We start from the raw sequence: 24,323 nt of genomic DNA, 5'->3' as shown, positions 1-24,323 counted from the left end.
GAAAGGTGTGTGGCGCAATTGCAGGAGCGTAAAGGAAAAATTGTTCAGGTCCAAGGACCTGTGGTTGACGTGGAATTTCCCGCCGACGCTCTGCCCTCCATCCAGGACGCCCTGTATGTGATGGTGGGGGAGGAGAAGCGGGTCATGGAAGTGGCCCAGCATATCGGGCATGAAACCGCCCGCTGCTTCATGCTGGCCCCCAGTGAAGGAATTGGCCGGGGCATGGAGGTCATCTCCACCGGTGGCCCCATTGCCGTTCCCGTGGGCAAGCCGGTGCTGGGCCGGATGTTTAACGTGTTGGGTGAGCCCATCGACGGCAAGGGAGCGGTCAAGACCTCCGAGCGGTGGTCCATCCACCGTCAGGCCCCGCCCTTTGCCGACCAGAGCCCCGTGGTGGACATCTTTGAGACGGGCATCAAGGTCATCGACCTGCTGGCTCCCTACGCCCGCGGCGGCAAGATCGGCCTGTTCGGCGGCGCCGGCGTAGGCAAAACGGTGCTCATTCAGGAGCTGATCCACAACATCGCCACCCAGCACGGCGGCTACTCCATCTTCACCGGTGTAGGCGAGCGTACCCGTGAGGGCAGCGACCTGTGGCGTGAGATGAATGAGTCGGGGGTCATTGAAAAGACTGCTCTGGTCTTTGGCCAGATGAATGAGTCCCCCGGCGCCCGTATGCGTGTGGCCCTCACCGGCCTGACCATGGCCGAGTATTTCCGGGACCAGCAGCACCAGGACGTGCTGCTGTTTATCGACAACATCTTCCGTTATGTCCAGGCAGGCAGCGAGGTGTCCGCCCTGATGGGCCGTATGCCCTCCGCCGTGGGCTACCAGCCTACCTTGGCTAACGAGATGGGCGCGCTCCAGGAGCGCATCACCTCTACAAAAAACGGAGCCGTTACCTCGGTGCAGGCGGTCTACGTCCCCGCCGACGACCTGACCGACCCCGCTCCGGCAACCACCTTCACCCACCTGGATGCCACCACGGTGCTTTCCCGTAAGATCGTGGAGCAGGGCATCTATCCGGCGGTGGACCCCCTGGAGTCCACCTCCCGTATCCTGGAGCCCGACGTGGTGGGCGAGCGGCACTATAAGACCGCCCGTGCGGTGCAGGAGCTGCTCCAGCGCTACCGGGAGCTGCAGGACATCATCGCCATCCTGGGTATGGAGGAACTGAGCGAGAACGACAAGCTGGCCGTAGAGCGTGCCCGCCGTATCCAGCAGTTCTTCTCCCAGCCCTTCTCGGTGGCTGAGCCCTTTACCGGCATGGAAGGCCGCTTCGTAAAGCTGGAGGACACCCTGCGCAGCTTCGAGGCTATCCTGGGCGGCGAGCTGGATAACCTGCCCGAGGCCGCCTTCAGCATGGTGGGCAGCGTGGACGAGGTGCGCAAGAAGGCTCAGGACATGGGGGTGTTGTAACATGGCCGAGGAGCGGCAGTTCCACCTGGAGATCGTGACCCCGGACCGGCAATTTTTTATCGGCGAGGCCCAGGAGCTGACGGTGCCCGCCATTGACGGTTCCCTTGGGGTGTTGGCCGGCCATGAGCCGGCGGTCACCGCCCTGGAGCCGGGCGAGTTGCGCTACCGCGCCGGCGGAGAGTGGCACGAGGCGGTAGTCAGCCAGGGCCTGGCGGAGATCATGCCCGACCGGGTGATGGTGCTGGTCTTTTCCGCTGAGCGACCGGAGGAGATCGACTGGGTCCGTGCCGAGGCTGCCAAGGAGCGGGCAGAGGAGCGCCTGCGCCAGAAGCTGAGCATGCGGGATTATTACAATTCCAAGGCCGCCCTAGCCCGTGCTCTGGCTCGACTGAAAGCGGCCAAGCGACACTGAAAACAGCATGAAAAAACCGCGGTTTCCAACGAAACCGCGGTTTTTTTCTATGTTCGGTTAGTCGACGGGCAGCTCCCGGACACAGGCCACGCCCAGCGCGCCCGGACCAGTGTGGCAGGCAATGCTCATGGGGAGCACGGTGGAGTAGACCTGGAACTGGGGGAAAGCCTGCTGGACGAATTCGTTCCACTCCGCACCCAGCTCGTCAGAGCCGGAGTAGGCGGTCTGGACGATGAGCTTGCCCTCTCCCTCTAGGCAGGGGAGTTTGGCCTCCAGTGCATGGACCAGCTCGGTCTTGGCGGCCTTGGTGCCCCGCACCTTCTTGTAGGCGTCCAGCTTGCCGGCCTGGAGCTGAAGAATAGGCTTGAGGTTCAATGCGCTGCCCAGCAGAGCAGCGGTGGGAGTGATCCGGCCGCCTTTTTTCAGATAGTGGAGGGTGTCTACCATGATGTAGATCTGGGAGTGGAGAGAGGCCTCCTCCAGGCGCTGCTTGATCTCTGCGCCGGACTTGCCCCGCTCCCGCAGAGCCAGCGCGTCCAGCACCGACTGGCGCTGGGGGGCGGAGATGCGCTTGTTGTCGGCCACAAACACCCGGCCCTCATAGGGATCGTCGCAGGCCAGGCTGGCGGCGGTGGCGGCGGTGCCGCTCAGACCGCTTGTCATGGGGATGTAGACCAGCTGGTCATACTCCTCCAACAGCTTGTCCCACAGCTCCATAGTATCAGCAGGGGAGGGCTGGGAGGTGGACACATCGGCCCCCTGGGCCAGGCGGGCGTAGAACTCAGAAGGGAACAGGTCGATTCCCTCCAGGTACATCTGACCGTCGATCTGAATGGGCATGGGCAGAAGGGCAACGCCCAGCTGCTGAGCCTCCTGGGCGGTGATGCCGCTGTTGCTGTCTGTCATAATGGCGATCTTCATTCCAAATTTCTCCTACTTTGCAGAAGATAAAGGGCACGCCGATGCTGCCGGGTGGACGGTGCACCTGGACATGCCTTAAGATATATTAAGATTATTTTATGGTTCTTGTTCGAACTTGAGTAGATACAAAATCAGACAAATGCGCAAAAATAGGACAGATTTAATAATCTGTCCTAAAAAGAGGAGGCGGAATGAGACTTGGGCTGGGTGGATAAGATCTGGTGGACTGTGTCGCTGGAGAGAAGCTTTTCCAGCATAGTGACGGCGGGTTCCGGGTCGGCGGTCATGCCGTTGTGTGCCCAGTCCAGCAGCACGCCGGTGATGCCGTGGGCGTAAAAGCGGGAGACCATCCGGATCTGCTCCTGGGACAGGGCGGGCTGGCTGTCAGCATGGAAGAGCAGGTGGGCCACCAGGCCCTGGTAGAAGTCCATCAGACACTCGGAAAAGCTGTTCTGCCCCTGAAACTCAAGGACGTTGAGATAGAAATCCCGGTTTTCCTGCATGTACTTACACAGCGAAAGCAGGCTGTCCCGCCAGTGGCCCAGGGAGATGTCATCGCTGAGGATGGAGGTGATCTCGGTATAAAAGATCCAGGAGATGAGATCATACTTATCTTTGAAGTGATAGTAGAAGGTGTTGCGGCTGATTTTGCACTCCCGGGCGATGTCCCCCACGGAGACGTTGACAAAGGATGTGGTTTTCAGCAGCCGCTTGAGCCCCTGGGCGATCATCAGTTTGGTAAATGCAGCGTTCGACACCGGTCGCTACCTCCTTTGCTTGTCTTGGAGACCTATATTTTACCATTGTTTTTGGTGAGGAGCAAATCTTTTTCCGGGAAAGATATGGGGACGCCGGAACAGTGAGTGCCAAAAGAAACCGGCACTGCGCACAAAAAACAATGTATATAATTGTTTATTTGGGCGAAAATGTTTAGGGGTAGATTGACAGGCAGGAAGGGGTGTGCTATACTCCCGCCAGAATCCATGTTAAATAGGTGTGTTACTGTACTGTCAGGCACTAACCTTAGCTATTACATAGACAAAATGTAATAGTTGTCGGTTAGTGCTTTTTTCATCTGAGCAACTGGCCGGCGAGCTTGAATAAGGAGGTTGCACGATGAAGGAAAAGTTTTTTGGCGTGCTGCAGCGGGTGGGCAGATCCTTTATGCTCCCCATCGCCATCCTGCCGGTGGCAGGACTGCTGCTGGGCCTGGGAAGCTCGTTTACTAACGAGACCACCCTGGCCACCTATAACCTGCTGGGCCTGATGGGGCCCGGCACGGTCCCGTACTTTATTTTCTCCGTTTTGAGCAAGTGCGGTGGCGTGATCTTTGATAACCTGCCCTTGATCTTCGCCATCGGCGTAGCCATCGGTATGGCCCGCCAGGAGAAGGAAGTGGCCGCCCTGGCCGCTGCCGTCTCCTTCTTGGTGATGCACTCCAGCATCTCCGCCATGATCAGCCTGACCGGCGGGGTGGAAAACCTGCTGGAGGGCTCCACCGCTACCGTGCTGGGCATCACATCCCTGCAGATGGGCGCCTTCGGCGGCATCATCGTAGGTCTGGGAGTCGCTGCCCTGCACAACCGCTTTTATAAGATCCAGCTGCCCCAGGTGCTCTCCTTCTTCGGCGGCACCCGGTTTGTGCCCATCATCAGCACCCTGGTCTTTGCCCTGGTAGGCATTCTGATGTTTTTTGTCTGGCAGCCCATTCAGGAGGGCATCAACGCCCTGGGTATGGTGGTGTACAGCTCGGGTTACTTCGGCACCTTCCTGTTCGGCATGATCAAGCGCCTGCTCATTCCCTTCGGCCTGCACCACGTGTTCTATCTGCCCTTCTGGCAGACCGCTGTGGGCGGCACCATGGAGGTGGCGGGCACCATGGTGGCCGGAGCCCAGAACATTTTCTTTGCCCAGCTGGCTGATCCCACCGTGACTCACTTCTCCACGGCCGGCACCTGGTGCTTCACCGGTGAATTTGTGCTGTATATCTTCGGTTTCCCCGGAGCGGCTCTGGCCATGTACCGCTGTGCCAAGCCGGAACGGAAAAAGCAGGTGGGCGGCCTGCTCCTGTCTGCCGCTCTCACCTCCATCCTCACCGGCATCACCGAGCCTCTGGAGTTCTCCTTCCTGTTTGTGGCCCCGGTGCTGTTTATCATCAGCTCCGTGTTTGCGGGCCTTGCCTATATGCTCTGCCACATCCTCAACATCACCGTAGGCCTGACCTTCTCCGGCGGCTTTATTGACCTGGCCCTGTTCGGCATCCTCCAGGGCAATGAAAAAACCAGCTGGCTGCTGATTATCCCCCTGGGCATTGTGTTCTTCCTGGTCTACTACTTCGTGTTCTCCTTCCTCATTAAGAAGTTTAACTTCAAGACTCCCGGCCGGGAGGAGGGCGACCAGGAGACCAAGCTGTACACCAAGGCCGACTACAACGCCCGCAAGGAGCAGGGCGGGGAGGACCAGGTGTCCGCCGCCATTGCCCAGGGCTTGGGCGGCGCGGCCAACATCTCCGATGTGGACTGCTGCGCCACCCGCCTGCGCTGCACTGTCCATGACGCATCCAAGGTGAACCAGCAGGTGCTCAAATCCACCGGTGCGGCCGGTGTGATCCAGAAGGGTCAGGGCGTCCAGGTGGTCTATGGTCCTCAGGTCAATATCATCAAGGCCAACCTGGAGGACTACCTGCGTTCCGGCGCTGCCGGAGCGGAGCAAGCCGCCATCCAGACTGAGCCCGAGAGCCAGGAGGAGGCCAAGCCAGAGCACGGCGCTCTGCTGCGCACCATCGTCATCGGCAGCCCCTTCCACGGGGAGTCCGCCCCCATCACCGCATCCCCTGACGAGGCCTTTGCGGAGAAGATGATGGGCGACGGCGCTACTGTGGTGCCCTGTGAGGGTGTGGTCACCGCTCCCTGTGATGCTACCATCAGCTTTGTTTTTGACACCAACCACGCCATCGGCCTGGAGCTGGAGGACGGGGTGGAGATGCTCATCCACGTGGGCATCAATACCGTGGCCCTGAAGGGCCAGGGCTTCAAGGCCCTGGTGCAGGAGGGTGACCAGGTGAAGAAGGGCGATAAGCTCCTGGAGTTCGATCTGGATTATATCCGGGAAAACGCCTCTTCCACCTCCTCGCCGGTGCTGTTTACCACTATGGAGGATAACCAGCAGCTGCGCCTCATTAAGGCTGGCCACGTCAAGCCGGGAGAGGACCTGCTGGCCCTGGATATCTACGAATCTTGACCTGGACGGGGGGATGAGAGAAGCATGTATCGAATTACAAAAGTGCTCAACCATAACGCGGTGCTGGCCCAGAACCTGGACGACCGCCAGGAAAACCTGGTGGTAGGGAAGGGCGCCGGCTTCGGAAGAAAGCCCGGAGAGCGGGTGGACTTCTCCGGAGAGGTGACGGTGTACCAGCTCTCCCAGAAATGCGACCGGGGTAACCCCCGGGAGCTGGTCAAGCGCATCGATCCCATCTACCTGAGCATCGCCAACAGCATCATTCTGGACGCCCGGAAGACCTTTGGTCAGGTGGACACCAGCATCCTGGTACCCATGGCCGACCACATTGCCTTTGCCGCCCGGCGCATCTCAAAAAATGCCCCCCTCAGCAACCCTCTCACCCCCGACATCAAGGCTCTGTTCCCCCAGGAGTACGAAGTAGCTGCCCGGGGCGGTGAACTCATTCGCCAACAGACCGGCGTGGTCTTCAGCGACGACGAGCTGGGCTATATCGCCCTGCACGTTCACTCCTCGCTGGAGTCCATGCAGGTCTCACAGGCCATGCAGACCGCCGCTATCATCCGGGAGTGCGTAGACCTGGTGCAGCAGGAGACAGGTGTGGTCATCGATGTGTCCTCCCTGTCCTATAACCGCCTGATGAGCCACATCAAATATATGGCCGCCCGCCTTATCAAAGGGGAGAAACTGAGCATGGATGTCAATACCATCATGCGCCAGTCCTGCCCCAAGGCCTTCGACATTGCCCAGGAGATCTGCCGCCAGCTGGAGCGCAGCCTGGGACGGCAGGTGGACGAGGCAGAGGTGGGATACCTGGCCATGCACGTGCAGCGGGTATTTTCCACCGAGCCCAGCGTGTGCTGATCGCCGCAGGGACTGGCCCTCGCCGGTCTGAGCGGTTTCAAAATCCATTGTATATGATAGAAAGGAAGTTTTACCCATGAAGCAGTTTGCCTATGTGATTCAGGATCCCCTGGGCATCCACGCCCGTCCCGCCGGAGCGCTGGTCAAGGCCGCAAAGCCCTTTGCTGACACCGCTATCCAGGTGATCAAGGGCGACAAGAGCGTAAAGGCCACCCAGCTGATGAAGCTGATGGGCCTGGGCGTCAAGACCGGAGACGAGATCACCGTCACCGCCGAGGGCCCCTCTGAGGAGGCCGCCATCGCCGCCATGGAGCAGTTCTTCAAGGAGAACCTGTAAGAAATATACGAAAAGAGGCGCCCGCTGCCGGAGAAAGACAGCGGGCGCCTCTGAGAAGATATGGAAAGGGATCGAGACATGAAGATCATTCAGGGGCAAGGGGTCTCCAAGGGAATTGAGCAGGGGACCATCTATTTCTATCATCGCGCCGCCGCCCAGGTGGAGATGCGTACCGGCGCTGACGAGCAGGAGGAGCGCGCCCGGCTGGAGCGGGCCAAAGAGCGCACGGCCCAGCAGCTGAGCGATATGGCGGAGAAGGCCAGAGAAGAGGCCGGGGACGAGGCGGCCGTGCTCTTTGAGACCCACGCCATGTTTTTGGAAGATGAGGACTACACCGGGGCCATGGATGAGCTGCTGGCCCAGGGATTCAACGCCGAGTACGCCGTGGACCAGGCGGGGCAGGAGTTTGCCGCCATGCTGGCATCCATGGACGACCCATACATGCAGGCTCGTGCCGCCGACATCAAGGACGTGACCGGCCGCATTTTAAATAACCTCATGGGGGTGGTGGCGGGAGGCATCGACTCCGATGTGCCCGTCATCCTGTGTGCCGACGATCTGGCACCCTCCGAGACCATCCAGCTGGATAAGAAAAAGATCCTGGCCATTGCCACCCAAAAGGGCTCGGGCAACAGCCACACCGCCATCCTGGCCCGCACCATGGGCATCCCCGCCGTGTGTGGCCTGGGAGAGGACTTCAACGAGGATTTTCATGGCAAGCAGGCCTATATTGTAGGGGAGACCGGCCAGCTCATCCTGGAGCCCGATGAGGAGACGCTGCTCTCTCTGAAAGCCCGCCACGCCAAGCAGGAGGAGACCCGGGAGCTGATGCGCAGTATGGTGGGCCAGAAGGATGTGACTCTGGACGGCAAGCAGGTCAACGTGTACTGCAACATCGGCTCTCCCGAGGACGTGGCCTCCGTCCTGGCCAACGACGGCCAGGGCATCGGCCTGTTCCGCTCGGAATTTCTCTATCTGGCCAGCGAGGATTATCCCACCGAGGAGGAGCAGTTCCGGGCCTATAAAGAGGTCGCCGCCGCCATGAACGGCAAGCGGGTGATCATCCGCACCCTGGACATCGGTGCGGACAAGCAGGTGGACTACTTCCATCTCCACAAGGAGGAGAACCCTGCCATGGGTCTGCGGGCCATCCGCATTTGCCTCAACCGCCCTGAGGTGTTCCGTACCCAGCTGCGCGCCCTCTACCGGGCCAGCGCTTACGGAAAGATCGCCATCATGTTCCCCATGATTGCCAGCGTGTGGGAGGTAAAGGAGTGCCGCCGGGCCTGCCAGCGGGTGATGGACGAGCTTACCGCCGAGGGAATCCCCTTCAACCCGGATACCGAGATCGGCATTATGATTGAGACTCCCGCCGCGGTATTTATCGCCGATGAGCTGGCCCAGCTGGTAGACTTTTTCTCCGTGGGCACCAACGATCTGACCCAGTACACCCTGGCCTGCGACCGGCAGTGCAACGACCTGGGCAAGTTCTTTGACCCCCACCATCCCGCCCTGCTCCGGGCCTTGAAGATGACCGCGGATGCCGCCCATCAGGCCGGGATCTGGATCGGAATCTGCGGAGAGCTAGGCGCTGATCTGAGCCTGCTGCCCACCTTCCTGGCCATGGGCATCGACGAGCTGAGCGTTACCCCTACGGCAGTGCTGCCTCTGCGCGCCGCCATCCGCAAGAGCATCGCCAAGACCTGTACTCTGGAGCTGCTCAACAGCTGAATCGTTCATGAAATAAAAGCCGCCTGACCCTTTGCAGGGTCGGGCGGCTTGATTTTACTCTTGCGGGAAGGAAAGGATGGGTGTAAAATGTTAAAATCGTGTTAAAAAAGGGATAACTGGAAGGAGGCCCGGGAGGATGGCGCAGACCCACGACTTTTCCCAAGGCAAGATTTCAAAAAACATTATGTCGCTGGCGCTGCCCATGACGGCCGCACAGCTCATCAATGTGCTGTACAGCGTGGTGGACCGGATGTATCTGGGGCGGCTGCCCGGCCATCTGGCCCTCACAGGACTGGGTCTGACGATACCGATTATCTCCATTATCATGGGATTTGCCAATCTCTGTGGGACCGGCGGCGCGCCTTTGTGCTCCATCCACCGGGGCAGGGGTGACAATGAAGAGGCGGAGTGTGTGATGGGAAGTGCCTTTACACTGCTTTTGATCTTCGGTACGGCGGTGACGGTGTTTTTCCTGGCTCTGCGCCGCCCTGTTCTTTACCTCTTCGGCGCCAGTGACGCCACCTACCCCTACGCCAGCGCTTACATGACCATCTATCTGCTGGGTACTCTCTTTGTCATGATTGGTCTGGGGATGAATCCCTTTATCAACTCCCAGGGCTTTGGCCGGGTAGGGATGATGACGGTAGGTCTGGGAGCAGTAGTCAACATCGTACTGGACCCGATCTTTATCTTTGGGTTGAATCTGGGTGTAAAGGGAGCTGCCTTGGCAACTGTCATTGCCCAGGGGTGCTCGGCGGTATGGGTGCTGCGTTTTCTCACCGGCCCAAAGGCCATTTTAAAACTTCGTCTGGGGTGCATGAAACTGAAGGCCAGCCGGGTGAAGCGGATTATTACCCTGGGTCTGTCTGGTTTCTTCATGAATCTCACCAACAGTCTGGTGCAGGTGGTGTGCAACGCCACCCTCCAGGCCTACGGCGGCGACCTGTACGTGGGTATCATGACCATCATCAACTCCCTGCGGGAGGTGTGCACCATGCCGGTACAGGGCCTGTCCAACGGAGCACAGCCGGTGACCGGCTTCAACTACGGGGCGAAGAAATATGAGCGGGTACGTCAGTCCATCCGGTTCAGCGTGACAGGTACCGTGCTGTATGCCGCCGCCTTCTGGGCCATTGCCATGCTGTTCCCTGGATTTTTGATCCGGATTTTCAACAACGAACCCGATGTGATTCAGCACGGCATCCCGGCCCTGCGTATCTACTTCTGCTTGTTTATTCCCATGTCTTTGCAGATGGCAGGCCAGGGTGTGTTCGTCAGCCTGGGCCGCTCCAAGCAGGCAGTATTTTTCTCCCTGCTGCGCAAGGCCATTATCAACGCGCCGCTCACGGTCATTCTGCCTATCTGGATGGGGACCACCGGCGTATTCACCGCCGAGGCGGTATCCCAGCTGCTGGGAGGTATGGCCTGTATCCTCACCATGTACTTTATCGTCTACCGGAAATTGGGCACCGAGGCCGCCCGCACCGTCTGAAGCAAGCGCGCTGCAAGTTTGCAGCGCGCTTTTTCTTGACTTCGAAGGTTTACCATGATAAACTTCAAATGGGAAAGAGGTTTATCTAGATAAACCCATAATCTGTAAGGAGGTGACATTATGGAAAGATTGACCGATGGCGAGCTGCGGCTGATGGAAGTGCTGTGGGATCTGGCCCCCATCAACTCCACCCAGCTGGTGGCTGCCTGCAAAGAGCGGCTGAGCTGGAGCAAGAGTACCACCTACACCGTCCTGCGCCGCCTGGTGCACAAGGGGGCGGCGGAGAACCACGAGGCCACCGTGACCCCCCAGTACACCCGGGAGGAGGTGCTCCAGGACCAGGGCAGCGAGCTGCTTAGCCAGGCGGGAGGAATGCTCAGCCTCTTCAACGCCTTTTTCAGCGGGCGGCGGCTCACCCCCAAGGAGGCGGAGGAACTGAAGGAACTCATCGACCGGCACACCTGGGAGGAGTGAGACCATGGAATGGTTTTTTATCAATGTGGCTTTGAATGTGTGGAACATGGGGCTGGCGGCAGGATTGATTCTGGGCTGTATGCTGGTGCTGAGGCCTGTATTGGTAAAGGTTCTGACGGCCCAGCAGCGGGCTTGGTTTGGCGTGATGGGGTGGTATGGAGCCTCACTGGGGTTTCTGTATTCTCTGATGAACTGGCTGCATGTTTTGCCTGTCACATTCCAGGACCTGATCACGCCTCGGACAGAGATGGGCAGCAGTACCCCGGCCTATCTGCCGGTGAGCTATGATGGAGCAGGGGAGTACGCCCTGACCCTGCCGGGAGGTAAGGCCTTTTGGGTGGAGCTGACGGACGAGAGGATGCTGGCGCTGGTATTGGTCTGGCTGGCCGGAGCCGCCGCACTGGGATTTGTGCTGTGGCGGAGGACCCGGAGACTGAAAACCTTGGGGCGGCAGGGACAGCTGTTGGCAGACGATGACCCCCTGCTGCTGCGCAGCCTGTCCCGGCAGCCGGATGACGAGCCGGTGGGAGTACGGCTGTGCCGGGGCCTGCCCACCAGCTTTGTGTACCAGAACGGAGAACGAATCGACGGGAAAAAGCACAATATGATCTACCTCCAGGAGGAGCTGCCGCCCCAGCGGCGGGAGCTGGTGCTGCGCCACGAGTGGAACCACATCCGCCTGTATCACGGCTGGATGAAGGGGTGGGCCAATATAGCGCTGATTTTATACTGGTGGAACCCCATCTTGTGGGTGGCTTACTACTACTTCTGCCGGGATCTGGAGCTGGCCTGCGACGAGAGGACCCTTTGTGATCTGGCGGGGCCGGAGGAGCGGAAACAGTACGCCCAAACCCTGGTGGAGCTGGCAGCTGGAAAGATGCTGTGGGATGTTCCCCTGGCTTTTGGGGAGTGTGACGCGGTGCCCCGGGTGAAGGCGGCGGTGGCCTGGCATAAGCCCACCGGGTGGGAAAAGGCGGGTAAGTGGTGCGCCTGTGTGCTGGTATTCCTGTTCTTTGTGGGAGGCCCCCGGGACATCCCCTATCTGTCCCAGGAGCTGGTCCGGTACTGGCAGCAGGAGGCTGTTGAGGTTACGGTGCCAAGCGGCTGGGCGCCTGAGGAGCGCTGGTTGCGGGCGGATGGACGCGGTTTGGTGATTCTGCTGGCCAAGGACATTCAGGGGACCTGGCATAAAAGCAGCTATCTTTGGGACGAACAGGACAAAGATTTTAAGGCCAGCGACCGATGGATGACCCTGGACGAGGCCCCCGACCTCACCGGCTTTCAGCAGGGGCTGTGGTAACTGGGAGGAAACTCCATGGGAGCACCCAGGAGGTGTAAGAGTATGAACGGTTGGATGAGCGGTATTTTAATGCTTTGGAACATGGGGATCGTTGCCGGGCTGATGCTGGGCGGGATGCTGGTGCTGCGCCCGGTGCTACTCCGGCTTCTGACCGCCCGGCAGCGGACGTGGCTGGGGATGCTGGGATGGTATGGTACGGGGATGCTCAACATCTTCGGTTTGCTGGCATGGGTCCATATCCTGCCGGTCACCTTCCGGGATCTTATCACCCCACGTACCACCAGCAGAACCGTATACCAGTGGCCTGCGTATCTCCCGTTCGCCTACCGGGGCACGGGGGAGTACGCGGTTGCTCTGCCAGGAGGCAAGGCAGTGTGGGTGGAACTCACCGAAGGGATGCTACTGGCTGCAGTTGTGGTGTGGCTGGCGGGCATCGCGGCTCTGAGTATTTGGATGTGGCGCAGAAGCCGGCGGCTGAAAGCCTTGGGACGGCAGGGGGAACTACTGGACCCCAAAGACTCCGGCCTGAAATGGCTCCAGGAGGACCGGGACACAGCGGTACGGCTGTGCCGGGGGCTGCCCACCAGCTTTGTGTACCAGGGCGGAGAAAAAATCGATGGGAAACGGTACGACATGATTTACCTCCAGGCGGAGCTGCCGCCCCAGCGGCGGGAGCTAGTGCTGCGCCATGAGTGGAACCACCTGCGGATGCGCCACAGCTGGATGAAGTCCTGGGCCAATATTGTTCTGGTATCTTGGTGGTGGAACCCCATTTTGTGGGTGGCTTACTACTACTTCTGTCGGGATATGGAGCTTGCCTGCGACGAGAGGACCCTGCAGGATCTGGAGATGGGAGAGAAGCGGAAACAGTATGCTCAGACCCTGGTAGAGCTGGCCTCGGGAAAGATGCTGTGGGGCGAGCCTCTGGCCTTTGGGGAGTGCGGTGCGGTGGCACGGGTGAAGGCGGCGTTGGCTTGGCACAGGCCAACGTGGTGGATCGCGCTGGGCAGGCGGTGTGTCTTTGCGCTGGTGTTCCTGTTCTTTTTGGGCGGGCCCAGAGACATTCCCTTCCTGCCTGTGGAAGTGGTCCAAAACTGGCAGCAGGCGGCAGTGGAGGTGGAGCTTTCGGGAGACTGGACGCCGGTAGAGCGCTGGATGCGGGTGGAACAGGACGGAGATATGGCCCTGCTGGCCAAGGATACCACAGGGAAGTGGCACAAAATGAGCTATTGGTGCAGTGCATGGGACGGAACTTTTTTGCGCATGAGTGACTGGGAGACCATGTTGGGCACTCCGGATCTGACCGGGGCCCAGGAGGGACTGTGGTGAGACGATTTTAACGCAAATAGGCCCGGGAACGCTGGTATCCCGGGCTTTTTTGCGTCCACTTGTCAAATGGCATGAAATGTGAGAAAATAAAGCATCCTTTGAATGTGAAACGGGAGGAAACCATGACCGACCTGTTTGAAAAATCCATGATCACACTGGAGCTGCCCCGGGTGCTGGAGCAGCTCTCTGCCTGTGCTGCCACCCAGGAGGGCAAGGAGAAGGCCCTCCAACTGCGGCCCATGACCGACCTGGACGATGTGCAGCGTGCCCAGGAGGAGACCTCGGCGGCGGTAAAGATGCTGGTGCTCCGGGGCAGTCCGGGCCTGTCCGGAGTTAAACCGGTGGGAGCCATCCTCCACCGGGCGGACATGGGGGGCAGCCTCAACACCCGGGAGCTGCTGGAGGTGGCAGCGGTGCTCCGCTGCGCCCGTACTGCCAAAGAGTACGGAGACAGCGAGGAGAAGACCCCCATCTCCCACCTCTTCCACGCCCTCACCCCCAACCGCTTTTTGGAGGACACCATCACCAACTCCATCGTGGGAGAGGACGAATTGGCCGACTCGGCCAGCAGCGAGCTGGCCTCGATCCGCCGCCACATGCGTGCCACTGAGGCCAAGGTGCGGGATATCCTGCAAAAGCTGATCTCTTCCAACCAGTCCAAGTATTTGCAGGAGTCCATCATCACCATCCGCTCCGACCGGTATGTGGTGCCGGTGAAGTCGGAGCACAAAAACGCCATTCCCGGCCTGGTCCACGATGTGTCGGCCTCCGGCTCCACTTTCTTTATTGAGCCCATGGGCGTGGTAAAGGCCAACAACGAACTGCGGGAACTGCTGGCCAAGGAGAAAAAGGAGATTGAGCGTATCCTGGCCGAACTATCCGCCCAGTGTGCTGCCCACAAAGAGGATATTCTGGAGGACTACCAGCTGCTGGTGTGGCTGGACGGTATCTTTGCCCGGGGCCAGCTGTCTTTGAAAATGGAGGGCTCCCAGCCCAAACTGTCTGACAAGTATTTACGCTTGCGCAAGGCCAGGCACCCGCTGCTGGATAAGAAAAAAGCAGTGCCCAACGACCTGGAGCTGGGTGACACCTTCGATACTCTGATGATCACCGGTCCCAACACCGGCGGTAAGACGGTCACCCTGAAAACCATCGGCCTCATTACTCTCATGGCCCAGTGCGGCCTGCACATCCCCGCCGGGGCCGACTCCACGGTGCGGATCTTTGACCGGGTACTCTCCGACATCGGTGACGAGCAGTCCATTGCCCAGTCCCTCTCCACCTTCTCCTCCCACATGACCAACATTGTGGGCATTCTGGAGGAGGCGGATGACCGCACCCTCATTCTGCTGGACGAGCTGGGCGCAGGCACCGACCCGGTGGAGGGCGCGGCTCTGGCTGCCGCCATCATCGAAAGCGCCCGGGGCATGGGGGCCGCCGTGGCCGCCACTACCCACTACGCCGAGCTGAAGGTGTACGCCATGACCACCCCTGGGGTGGAGAACGCCTCCTGCGAATTCAACGTGGAGACGCTGGCGCCCACCTACCGGCTGATTCTTGGCATTCCAGGCAAGTCCAACGCCTTTGCTATTTCCCGGCGGCTGGGATTGCCGGAGTATATCATCGAAAAGGCCGCTGCCCGGCTGGATGCGGAGAACGTCCGCTTTGAGGACGTGCTCACCCGGCTGGATCAGCAGCGCCAGGAGATGGAGGCCGAACGGGCCGAGGCCAAACGCCTGAAGCTGGAGATGGAGCAATCGGCCAGCAAGGCCCGGGAGTACCGGGAGAAGCTGGAGGCTGAGCGCGCCAAGGTGGTGGAGAAGGCCCAGGCCGAGGCTCGTGCCATCATCGAGGAGGCTCGGGCGGCCAGCGACCTGGCTCTGGCTGAGCTGAAAGAGATCAAAAAACGCCAGGATAAGCTGGACTGGCAGCAGGTGAACGACAGCCGGGCCGAGGCCCGCCGCCTCCTGAACGAAGCGGAGCGGAACATCGGCGGTCCTGCCCAAGAGCCGGAAGCACCCCCGCCCACCCGAGATGCGGCTGTGGGCGACACAGTGGAGCTGCTGAAAATGGGCACCAAGGCTACGGTACTCTCGGTGAACAAGGACGGTACCCTCCAGCTCCAGGCGGGCATTTTGAAGATCTCTGCTAAGCAGAGCGAAGTGCGGGTCGTGGAAGGGGAGACCGAGACCCAGAAGGCCACCCGGAAGATCATTGCCAGAGCGGAGCGGACCATCCGCACCGCCGCGGTGCCCAGTGAGATCGACCTGCGGGGTATGATGACCGACGAGGCGGTGATGGCGGTGGAGCGGTTCCTGGACACCGCCATGATGGGCAAGCTGGAGACGGTGACCATCATTCACGGCAAGGGAACCGGTGCGGTGCGCAATGCCGTGCGCAGCTACCTCAAGCGCAGCCGCTATGTGAAAGCCTTCCGCCCCGGCCGTTACGGCGAGGGTGAGGATGGCGTGACTGTGGTGACGCTGAAATAAATGGTAAGTTAAAATACTAGATTTCGACTTGTGGTCAAAATATACAAAAAATTTTTTAAAGAAAAATAAAAAATCGTCATTGAGACGAAAGAAATGTGCGCCGTGAATTTTTTGGGACAGTTTTGCGTAGATTTGTGAAAAATGTCATTGACGGGAACGGCATAAATCTGCTATGCTAAGGACACAATATGACGAGTGCGGAGGTACGGTTGTATGTATAGTCAGGAAGCGGTCGTAAACAACCAGGTTGGCCTGCACGCCAGACCTGCTACTTTCTTCATCCAGAAGGCTAACGAGTTCAAGAGCGCCATTTGGGTTGAGAAGGACGAGCGGAAGGTGAATGCCAAGAGCCTGCTGGGCGTTCTGTCCCTTGGTATCGTGAAGGGCACTCCGATCAAGCTGATCGCGGATGGCCCCGACGAGAAGGAAGCGGTAGAGGCCCTGTTTAAGATGATTTCCTCTGATTTCTCCGAGTAATCAAGTATTTCAACGGAAAAGGCACCGCTGCGGCGGTGCCTTTTTTCTTCTCAGGCAGAGAGGAGGAGCTGGATATTGACCTTTGACGAGTTAAAAGAAAAAGCCCATGCTTTGCCGCTGAAACCCGGCGTGTACATCATGCAGGATGTACACAGTACCGTTATCTATGTGGGCAAGGCCAAGGCCCTGAAAAACCGGGTCAGCCAGTATTTCCAGGACTCCGCCTCCCACACGGAAAAGACCCGGGCTATGGTCTCTCAGATCGACCACTTCGACGTGATCATCGCCGACAGTGAGTTTGAAGCCCTGGTGCTGGAAAACTCCCTCATCAAGCGCCACCAGCCCCGGTACAACATTCTTTTGAAGGACGACAAGGGGTATCCTTATATTCGTCTGTCAAAAGAGGAGTACCCCCGCTTTTCTCTGGCCAACCGGGTGGCGGAGGACGGGGCGCGGTACTTCGGTCCTTACGCCAGCCGCCACAGCACCCAGCAGATCGTGGATGCTATGCGCACTGCTCTGCGTCTGCCCACCTGCCGCAGGCAGTTCCCTCGGGACATCGGCAAGGAGCGGCCCTGCCTCAATTTCCATATGGGCAAGTGCGACGGCTACTGCCGCCCTGAGATGACAAAAGAGCGCTACGACCAGGCCATCGCCCAGGCAGTGTCCCTGCTGGAGGGGAAATTTAAGGAGGTCAAGGCAGACCTCACTGCCCAGATGGAGCAGGCCGCCGAGGAGCTGCGCTTTGAAAAGGCCGCTCAGATTCGGGATCGCATCAAGGCCATCCAGCTGCTGGGAGAGCGGCAGAAGGTAGTGGCGGGTTCCCTGGCCGACACCGACGTGACCGGATTTTTCCGGGGCGAGGCCAAAAGCTGCTTTGTGGTGCTCCACTACCTGGACGGGGAGCTGGCCGCCAAGGACATGGACCTGATGGAGCGGCCCATGGAGGAGGAGACGGGGGAGATTCTCTCCGCCCTGCTGCGCCAGTATTACGCCGGGCGCAGCCGCCTGCCCCGGCAGATTTTGCTTCCCTGCGAACTGGATGATCAGGTGCCTCTCACCCGGATGCTCAGCGAGCAGGCCGGGCGGCGGGTGGAGCTCATCACCCCCCAGCGGGGAGCCAAAATGGACCTCATCAAGCTGGCCAACCAGAACGCGGTGGAGGAGGTCACCCGGGCCACCACCCGGGAGGAGCGGCAAAATAAACTGCTGGAGGCCTTGGGGAAGATGCTGGGCCTGGAGCAGGCGCCCCGGCGCACTGAGTCTTACGACATCTCCAACACCGGTGCCGACGACATGGTGGCCTCCATGGTGGTCTTTGAGAACGGGCGGCCCCTGAAACGGGACTACCGCCGTTTTAAAATCAAGGACCTGACCGGGCCCGACGACTATGCCTCCATGGAGCAGGTGCTCACCCGGCGCTTTCAGCGCTATCTGGACGGGGACGAAAAGTTTGGGAACCTCCCTGACCTGATGCTCATTGACGGCGGCGAGAACCATGTAAAAATTGCCCGGCGGGTGCTGGACGACTTTGGCTTGGACATTCCCGCTTTTGGTATGGTGAAGGACGACCGCCACCGTACCCGGGCTCTGGTGGCTCCGGATGGACGGGAGATCGGCATCCAGGCCATCCCGGCGGTGTTTGCCCTCATCGGTCAGATCCAGGAGGAGACCCACCGTTTTGCCATTGAGTTTAACCGCCAACAGCGGAAAGGCCGAGTCCAGGGCTCGGCGCTGGATAAGATCCCCGGAGTGGGGGAGAAGCGGCGCGCCCAGCTGCTGAAAGCATTCAAGAGCGTCAAAGCCATCCGCCAGGCTCCTTTGGAGGAGTTGGAAAAGGTGGTGCCGAAAAACACGGCACAGGCGGTATATCAGTTCTTCCGCAGGGAAGAGACGAAGGATTAAGAATGAATACTTTGGATGTGAGGTGACCGATATGCGCGTGATTTCAGGAACCGCCCGGGGACGTCGGCTGGGAGAGCTGGAGGGAATGGAGACCCGTCCTACCACTGACCGGGTAAAAGAAGCCTTGTTCAACATCGTACAGTTTGAAGTGCCGGGAAGGAAAATCCTGGATCTGTTTGGAGGCACCGGCCAGCTGGGGATCGAGGCCCTGTCCCGGGGTGCGGAGCACTGCACCTTTGTGGATCAGCGCAGCGATGCGGTGACTCTCATCAAAAACAACTTAAAAGTGACGGATTTGGCCGGAAAAGGCTGGGTGGTGCAGGGAGATTCCTTGGGTTTTCTCCAGACCTGCGGGGAACAGTTCGACGTGATTTTCCTGGATCCGCCCTACCGCGCCGACCTGCTGGAGCGGGCGGTGGAGGCCATCGCTGCATTTGACATTCTTCGGGAACATGGTATAATGGTGTGCGAAAGTGCGCTGGACAAGGTTTTGCCCACACTGAATGCCCCCTATGAGAGGGGAAAGGAGTACCGGTACGGCAAGATCAAACTGACCATCTACCGGAAAACTGGGAGGGAACTCCACGGATGAAAATCGCAATTTACCCCGGCAGCTTTGACCCGGTGACGCTGGGGCATTTGAATATTATCAAGCGCGCCGCCCTGTGCTTTGACAAGCTCATCGTGTGCGTGATGATCAACTCCAACAAGCACGGTATGTTTACCCCCGAGGAGCGGGTGGAGCTGCTGCGGCGCTCTACCGCCCGTTTTCCCAATGTGGAAGTGGACTTTGCCGAGGGCCTGCTGGCCGCCTACGCCAAACGGCGGAAGGCCCATGTGGTGGTCAAGGGTCTGCGTGCCGTGTCCGACTTTGAGCAGGAGGTACAGATGGCGGTCATCAACCGCAAGCTGAACCCTGGTCTGGAGACCATGTTCCTGGCCTCCAGTGAGAAATACACCTACTTAAGCTCCACCGTGGTCAAGGAGATGGCCCGGTATGGAGCCAACCTGGAGGAGTTCATTCCCCGGGAAATCGTGGCTGATGTGAATCAGCGCATGAAGGAATTGCAGGAAAGGAAGGGTTGACAGATGGCGAGCGGTGTGGAAGAACTGCTGGACATGTTGTTCGACATGGTGGACGAGGCCAAAAATGTGCCCCTGTCCAGCGATAAATGTATGATTGAGCGGGACCGTGCGTTGGATCTTATTGACGATATCCGTGCGCAGTTCCCTGTGGAGCTGACCGAGGCCAAGAAGGTCATGGCCACCCGGGCAGACATGCTCTCTTCGGCCAAGCGGGAGGCGGAGGCCATCCGGAAGGCGGCCGAGGATAAGGCCCGGCAGATGGTGTCGGAGGATGTCATCACCCTCCAGGCCAAGCAGCGGGCCAACGAGATGATGCAGCAGGCCGAGGAGCGCAGCCGGGAGCTGAAGCGCTCGGCCAACGAGTACTGCGAAGACGCTCTGCGCCGCACGGAAGAGGCAGTGGCTGAGGCCTACGACGAGATCAAGAAGTCCCGTGCCCGCTTCCGTGCTGCTGCGGGAGCCGCTGCTGCCGCCAGTTCTGGCAGTTCCCGGCCGGTGTATGACGCGGCTGCGGACGTGGATTGAGCCTTTGGATGAAAAGCCCGTGGGGGATAGTCCCTGCGGGCTTTTTTCTTTTGCCAGAAAATAAAAATGCAAGAAAAGAAAATCTTAACTGCATTTTAATACGGGAACACTTGACATTTTTTCATAACTGCTCTAAAATAACTTCAGCTAGTCGAAAAAAGAAAAGGCTCGCCTGGCGGGTGTTTCCGAGCAGGATCCCAAAATAGATGAATTGATCTTTGAGAAATGACCAATTTCATAGATTTTACCCGCGGAAATAACCGGTGGAGCGCCGTTGGATCGCTCCGGGCCGGATGGTTTTCGCGGTGTTTTCTTTGTTTGGGAAACTTGCAGGGTGCGGCGGCGATGGATATTTTCCCTGCATTTTGCAGGAGGCTATGCCGCCGGAAAAGAAGAAAGAAGGAGGTGAACAGCATGACGATGGTGAAGCGGGACTCCAACAGCATTTGAAGCCTGGTACGGGAAGACCGGGATATCGATGATCTGATCTTCGCCGGTGAGACTCCCAACGGCCGGGAGATGTCTCAGCCGTGCAGCGACCGGTGAGAGGCATGGACAATATGGATAATACCGATCTTTAAAAGCCGCGGCGGTTTTCCTTCCCAACTGCCGGCGGCTTTTTTATTTGCTCCAAAATGCAGGAAGCCCGGGAACGGTAAACCCAAGAATTTGTCAATTATTTGGACTCAGGGGGTTGCGTTGCGGAGCGAGATATACTAAAATACTAATAAGTGAGTCTTCCGGCGCCCTAGCCGGCGTCACTTGTCAGGTTTGAATGCAAGCAGACCTGCAAATTGCGAGACAAGCAACATGGAGGTTGATTCAGAATGAGAAAGGTCCAGTTTACGGAAACTGTGCTGCGTGACGCGAATCAGTCGCTGATCGCCACCCGGCTTCCCTACAGCAAGTTTGAGCCCATCCTGGAGACCATGGATAAGGCTGGCTTCTACTCCGCCGAGGTCTGGGGCGGCGCCACCTTTGACGTGTGTCTGCGTTACCTGCGGGAAGATCCCTGGGAGCGTCTGCGCAAGATCCGCGCCAAGATGCCCAACACCAAGCTGCAGATGCTGCTGCGCGGCCAGAACATCCTGGGCTATAAGCACTATCCCGATGATGTGGTACGTAAGTTTGTCGAGTACTCCGTGAAGAACGGTATCGATATCATCCGTATTTTCGACGCCCTCAACGACGTGCGCAACCTGGAAGTGGCCATTGATGAGACCGTTAAGCAGGGCGCTCACGCTTCCGGTACCATCTCCTATACCACCAGTCCCGTGCACACCCTGGAGAACTACGTGAAGATGGTCAAGGACCTGAAGAGCATGGGCGTAAAGTCCATCTGCATCAAGGACATGGCCGGCCTGATGGGCCCCAAGGAGGCCTACGACCTGGTTTCCGCCATCAAGGACGCCGTGCCTGAGCTGCCCCTGGTCATTCACACCCACTGCACCACCGGTCTGGCCTACATGACCCAGCTCAAGGCTGTGGAGGCCGGCGCCGACGTGCTGGATACTGCCATTTCTCCCTTCTCCGGCGGCACCTCTCAGCCCGCCACCGAGTCCGTGGCCTACTCCATCCGTCAGATGGGCTATCAGGTTGACCTGAACGACAAGGCCCTGACCGAGATGGCCGACTTCTTCAAGGGCGTCCGGGCCGACTTCCTCAAGAGCGGCACTCTGGATCCCATCTCCATGTCCACTGATACCCAGTGCCTCAACTACCAGATCCCCGGCGGCATGCTGTCCAACCTCATCTCCCAGCTGAAGATGATGAACGCCATCGACAAGCTGGACCAGGTGCTGGAAGAGACCCCCAAGGTCCGCAAGGATATGGGCTATCCTCCTCTGGTCACCCCCACCAGCCAGATGGTTGGTTCTCAGGCTGTGCAGAACGTGCTGGCCGGCGAGCGCTACAAGGTGGTCGGCAAGGAGATCAAGGCTTACTGCCGCGGCGAGTACGGCCGTACTCCCGCTCCCATTGATCCCGCCATCCAGAAGAAGATCCTGGGCGACACCCCCCTGGTGAAGGGCCGCTTCGCCGACAGCCTGGAGCCTGAGTTCGAGAAGACCAAGAAGGAACTGGGCGCCACCGCCAAGAGCGACGAGGACGTGCTGAGCTACATCGCCTTCCCCCAGGTGGCCATGGCCTTCTTCAAGGACCGCGAGGCCGGCTTCCCCGCCAAGGAGGAGCCCAAGAAGGCGGCTCCCGCCCCCAAGGCGGCCCCCGCTCCTGCACCCACTCCCGCCTGGCAGGGTCCTGTGTACTATGCTGAGGTTCCCGCTCCTGCGGTGCCCGGCTACACCAGCCGTCCCATCCCTGCCTTTGCCGCTTCCTATCAGCCTCCTCACCTGAAGATGGGCAGCCAGGGCGATTGCACCGGTACCTTTACCATTACCATCGACGGCAAGCCCTTCCAGGTCTCCGTGGAGCGCGCTGACGCTCCCGCCGCTGCCGCCGCTCCTGTGGCTGCTGCTCCTGCTGCCCCTGTGGCTGCTCCCGCTCCCGCCGCGGCTCCTGCTCCTGCGGCTGCTCCCGCCCCCGCTGCGGCTCCTGCCGCTGCCCCCGCCGCTGTGGCTGCCGGTGAGACTGCCGTCAACAGCCCCATGCCCGGCAACATCTTTAAGGTGGAGTGCAAGCCCGGCCAGGCCGTGAAGGCCGGCGATGTGCTGGTGGTGCTGGAAGCCATGAAGATGGAGATCGAGGTCTCCGCTCCCGTGGACGGCACTGTCAAGTCCGTGTCCGCTGTGGTGGGCACCGCTGTCAACACTGACGACCTGCTGGTCACCCTGGGCTGAGCCTAGTCTGGCAATACATCACGATCTTTTCCGCCCCCTCCAAGTGAGGGGGCGGATTTTTTCTGCCCCAATTTGAAACCAAACGTTGGGAATTTGTGTTTATAGGGTAGACGCGTCAAAACAGAGAGGAGGCGGAGAACATCGACGAACAGGAAGTATTAAAGAGGCTGCACCGGGGCGACCCGGCGGGACTGGAGGCTCTGATCGAGCGCTACACCCCCTATGTTGCCGCCATCGCCGCCCGGATGATGCCGGGCTGCCCCCAAGAGTGGGAGGAACTGACGGCGGACGTCTTTCTGTGTGCCTGGCGGGAACGAAAGAAGCTGCAGCCGGGAAAGGTGAAGAGCTGGCTGGCAACAGTAGCCCGGAACCGGGCGCTGAATCGGCTGCGGGACCGGCGGGAACTACTGCCGCTGGAGGAGGACGTTCTGATATTGGCCCAGGACAGCCCTCAGCGGGAGCTGGAGACCCGGGAGGCGGTACAGCTGGTGCGGGCAGCCTTGGAGACTTTGGAGCCATCGGACCGGGAGCTGTTTGTCCGCCACTACTACTATGGTCAGACCGTAGAAAAGGCGGCGGAGGAGATGGAAATGAACCGCTCCACCGCCAAGACCCGGCTGCGCCGGGGCCGGGAAAAGCTGAAACGGCAGCTGGAACGGGAGGGATATATCTTTGAAGAAGATTAAGATTTCCGAACTGATGAACGGGTATGTGGATGAGGAATTGCAGCCCAGAGAAGGGCTTGTGGACCGGGAGCGGGTCAAAGAACTGGTGCGCGCCCGGGTGGGCCGGAGACGTGTGCAGAAGCGGCGGGTGCTGTTGGTAGCAGCGGCGCTGACTGTGTGCCTGGGGCTGGTGGGCTGGAGCTGCGCAGAGGTATACGGAGAGCGGATCTTTCAGCTGGTAGGCGGCGGCCAGATCACCATCGGCGACAGCGGAGAAGAGCACTATGTGGAGGCCCATCCTTCAGACGGCTATGATGAGAATGGAAAGCCTTTGGTGGTCTCCTTGGAAGAGAACCGCCTGTGGGTGGTGGCCCGTGGCCAACGGGTGGACGTCACCGATCAGGTGGATGAGAAAACTCCCTATGTGGATACCTGGTGGGACGGGGAGGGGAACCTCTATTACGTGATCGTAGGCGGGACCCCGGAGGACTACGGCTGGTACGAAGGCGTCACCGTCCCGGACGGCTCCGGAGGGGGAAGCGGCATACTGAGCAGCTGTACCGACATTTCGCCGGGGGAGCAGAACAACGTGGAGTGGTTTACTCGGGGCCAGGAGCAGGTCCGGGAGCTGTGGTATACCCGGTGGCAGGAAAATCAGAAATAAATCACGGTCAGGGGCGGCGGGAGAACTTCCCGCTGCCCTTTTTGCCTTATGGGGCAAACTGACCAGGGATCCCGACCCTTAAGAAGAACCTTGCGTCATTTTAAACAAGATTTAAGAGCGCTCTACTTGAAAAGCCCCTGGAAACATGGTACACTGGCTTGGAATAGAACAAGTGATGGACCCGGTTCGGGTCTG

Annotated in this window: 21 protein-coding genes; 19 read left to right on the top strand and 2 right to left on the bottom strand. The window is 59.5% G+C overall.

What is annotated here, in order from left to right; genetic code table 11:
• The first annotated feature begins 9 nt into the window (after nucleotides 1-9).
• On the top strand, nucleotides 10-1,419 hold the full coding sequence (gene atpD / locus ACEVJL_RS02780) for a F0F1 ATP synthase subunit beta (RefSeq protein ID WP_374736791.1): 1,410 nt from the start codon (nucleotides 10-12) through the stop codon (nucleotides 1,417-1,419).
• Nucleotide 1,420: 1 nt separating this feature from the next.
• Entirely contained in the window at nucleotides 1,421-1,831 is a 411-nt protein-coding gene (locus ACEVJL_RS02775; protein ID WP_302667314.1) for a F0F1 ATP synthase subunit epsilon, read from the top strand.
• Between the two features lie 57 nt (nucleotides 1,832-1,888).
• Here ACEVJL_RS02775 and ACEVJL_RS02770 read toward each other — a convergent pair whose 3' ends face one another.
• Both ACEVJL_RS02770 and dhaS read right to left on the bottom strand, forming a co-directional pair.
• A complete protein-coding gene (locus ACEVJL_RS02770) occupies nucleotides 1,889-2,752 on the bottom strand; it encodes a DegV family protein (RefSeq protein WP_325207901.1) in 864 nt (287 codons plus the stop codon).
• Between the two features lie 173 nt (nucleotides 2,753-2,925).
• Nucleotides 2,926-3,510, bottom strand: coding sequence for a dihydroxyacetone kinase transcriptional activator DhaS (gene dhaS, locus ACEVJL_RS02765; RefSeq protein WP_110440354.1), 585 nt, complete (start codon nucleotides 3,508-3,510; stop codon nucleotides 2,926-2,928).
• Nucleotides 3,511-3,868: 358 nt separating this feature from the next.
• Between dhaS and ACEVJL_RS02760 the strand changes: the two genes are divergently transcribed.
• The 17 genes from ACEVJL_RS02760 to ACEVJL_RS02680 all read left to right on the top strand — a co-directional run bounded on the left by ACEVJL_RS02760 (nucleotide 3,869) and on the right by ACEVJL_RS02680 (nucleotide 24,128).
• Nucleotides 3,869-5,992: a PTS sugar transporter subunit IIABC gene (locus tag ACEVJL_RS02760; protein WP_235396792.1), complete on the top strand. Its 2,124-nt coding sequence runs from the start codon at nucleotides 3,869-3,871 to the stop codon at nucleotides 5,990-5,992.
• Nucleotides 5,993-6,016: 24 nt separating this feature from the next.
• The gene (locus tag ACEVJL_RS02755; protein ID WP_374736790.1) at nucleotides 6,017-6,856 is read left to right on the top strand and encodes a PRD domain-containing protein; all 840 of its coding nucleotides are present in this window, start codon (nucleotides 6,017-6,019) and stop codon (nucleotides 6,854-6,856) included.
• A gap of 76 nt (nucleotides 6,857-6,932) precedes the next feature.
• Complete coding sequence (locus ACEVJL_RS02750) at nucleotides 6,933-7,193, top strand: HPr family phosphocarrier protein (protein ID WP_235396787.1); 261 nt, start codon at nucleotides 6,933-6,935, stop codon at nucleotides 7,191-7,193.
• Nucleotides 7,194-7,271: 78 nt separating this feature from the next.
• Nucleotides 7,272-8,924, top strand: coding sequence for a phosphoenolpyruvate--protein phosphotransferase (ptsP, locus tag ACEVJL_RS02745; RefSeq protein ID WP_374736789.1), 1,653 nt, complete (start codon nucleotides 7,272-7,274; stop codon nucleotides 8,922-8,924).
• A gap of 136 nt (nucleotides 8,925-9,060) precedes the next feature.
• Nucleotides 9,061-10,416 carry an MATE family efflux transporter gene (locus tag ACEVJL_RS02740; RefSeq protein WP_374736788.1) on the top strand — a complete coding sequence of 452 codons (1,356 nt, stop codon included), beginning with the start codon at nucleotides 9,061-9,063 and terminating at the stop codon, nucleotides 10,414-10,416.
• A gap of 120 nt (nucleotides 10,417-10,536) precedes the next feature.
• Nucleotides 10,537-10,890, top strand: coding sequence for a BlaI/MecI/CopY family transcriptional regulator (locus ACEVJL_RS02735; protein ID WP_235396783.1), 354 nt, complete (start codon nucleotides 10,537-10,539; stop codon nucleotides 10,888-10,890).
• 4 nt (nucleotides 10,891-10,894) lie between these two features.
• Complete coding sequence (locus tag ACEVJL_RS02730) at nucleotides 10,895-12,190, top strand: M56 family metallopeptidase (protein ID WP_374736787.1); 1,296 nt, start codon at nucleotides 10,895-10,897, stop codon at nucleotides 12,188-12,190.
• 42 nt (nucleotides 12,191-12,232) lie between these two features.
• Nucleotides 12,233-13,519 carry a M56 family metallopeptidase gene (locus ACEVJL_RS02725; protein ID WP_374736786.1) on the top strand — a complete coding sequence of 429 codons (1,287 nt, stop codon included), beginning with the start codon at nucleotides 12,233-12,235 and terminating at the stop codon, nucleotides 13,517-13,519.
• Nucleotides 13,520-13,641: 122 nt separating this feature from the next.
• Complete coding sequence (locus ACEVJL_RS02720; RefSeq protein WP_008981018.1) at nucleotides 13,642-16,011, top strand: endonuclease MutS2; 2,370 nt, start codon at nucleotides 13,642-13,644, stop codon at nucleotides 16,009-16,011.
• A gap of 213 nt (nucleotides 16,012-16,224) precedes the next feature.
• On the top strand, nucleotides 16,225-16,488 hold the full coding sequence (locus ACEVJL_RS02715) for an HPr family phosphocarrier protein (RefSeq protein WP_008981017.1): 264 nt from the start codon (nucleotides 16,225-16,227) through the stop codon (nucleotides 16,486-16,488).
• 75 nt (nucleotides 16,489-16,563) lie between these two features.
• Nucleotides 16,564-18,393 (top strand): excinuclease ABC subunit UvrC, encoded by a 1,830-nt coding sequence (gene uvrC, locus ACEVJL_RS02710; protein ID WP_374736785.1) that lies wholly within the window; start codon nucleotides 16,564-16,566, stop codon nucleotides 18,391-18,393.
• A gap of 31 nt (nucleotides 18,394-18,424) precedes the next feature.
• Entirely contained in the window at nucleotides 18,425-18,985 is a 561-nt protein-coding gene (gene rsmD, locus ACEVJL_RS02705; protein ID WP_374736784.1) for a 16S rRNA (guanine(966)-N(2))-methyltransferase RsmD, read from the top strand.
• Entirely contained in the window at nucleotides 18,982-19,479 is a 498-nt protein-coding gene (gene coaD / locus ACEVJL_RS02700) for a pantetheine-phosphate adenylyltransferase (protein ID WP_008981014.1), read from the top strand. Before rsmD ends, coaD begins: the two co-directional genes overlap by 4 nt.
• A gap of 3 nt (nucleotides 19,480-19,482) precedes the next feature.
• The gene (locus tag ACEVJL_RS02695) at nucleotides 19,483-20,004 is read left to right on the top strand and encodes a hypothetical protein (RefSeq protein WP_008981013.1); all 522 of its coding nucleotides are present in this window, start codon (nucleotides 19,483-19,485) and stop codon (nucleotides 20,002-20,004) included.
• An 827-nt stretch (nucleotides 20,005-20,831) separates the two neighbouring features.
• A complete protein-coding gene (locus ACEVJL_RS02690) occupies nucleotides 20,832-22,799 on the top strand; it encodes a pyruvate carboxylase subunit B (RefSeq protein ID WP_374736783.1) in 1,968 nt (655 codons plus the stop codon).
• 140 nt (nucleotides 22,800-22,939) lie between these two features.
• Nucleotides 22,940-23,485, top strand: a complete 546-nt coding sequence (locus tag ACEVJL_RS02685; RefSeq protein ID WP_374736876.1) for an RNA polymerase sigma factor — start codon at nucleotides 22,940-22,942, stop codon at nucleotides 23,483-23,485.
• Nucleotides 23,472-24,128, top strand: coding sequence for a hypothetical protein (locus ACEVJL_RS02680; protein ID WP_110440368.1), 657 nt, complete (start codon nucleotides 23,472-23,474; stop codon nucleotides 24,126-24,128). The genes ACEVJL_RS02685 and ACEVJL_RS02680 overlap by 14 nt, the downstream gene beginning before the upstream one ends.
• The last annotated feature ends 195 nt before the right edge of the window (nucleotides 24,129-24,323 follow it).

The organism is Flintibacter porci, assembly GCF_041925195.1.
Classification (GTDB): Bacteria; Bacillota; Clostridia; order Oscillospirales; family Oscillospiraceae; genus Lawsonibacter; species Lawsonibacter porci.
This window is presented reverse-complemented; position numbering and strand designations above follow the sequence as displayed.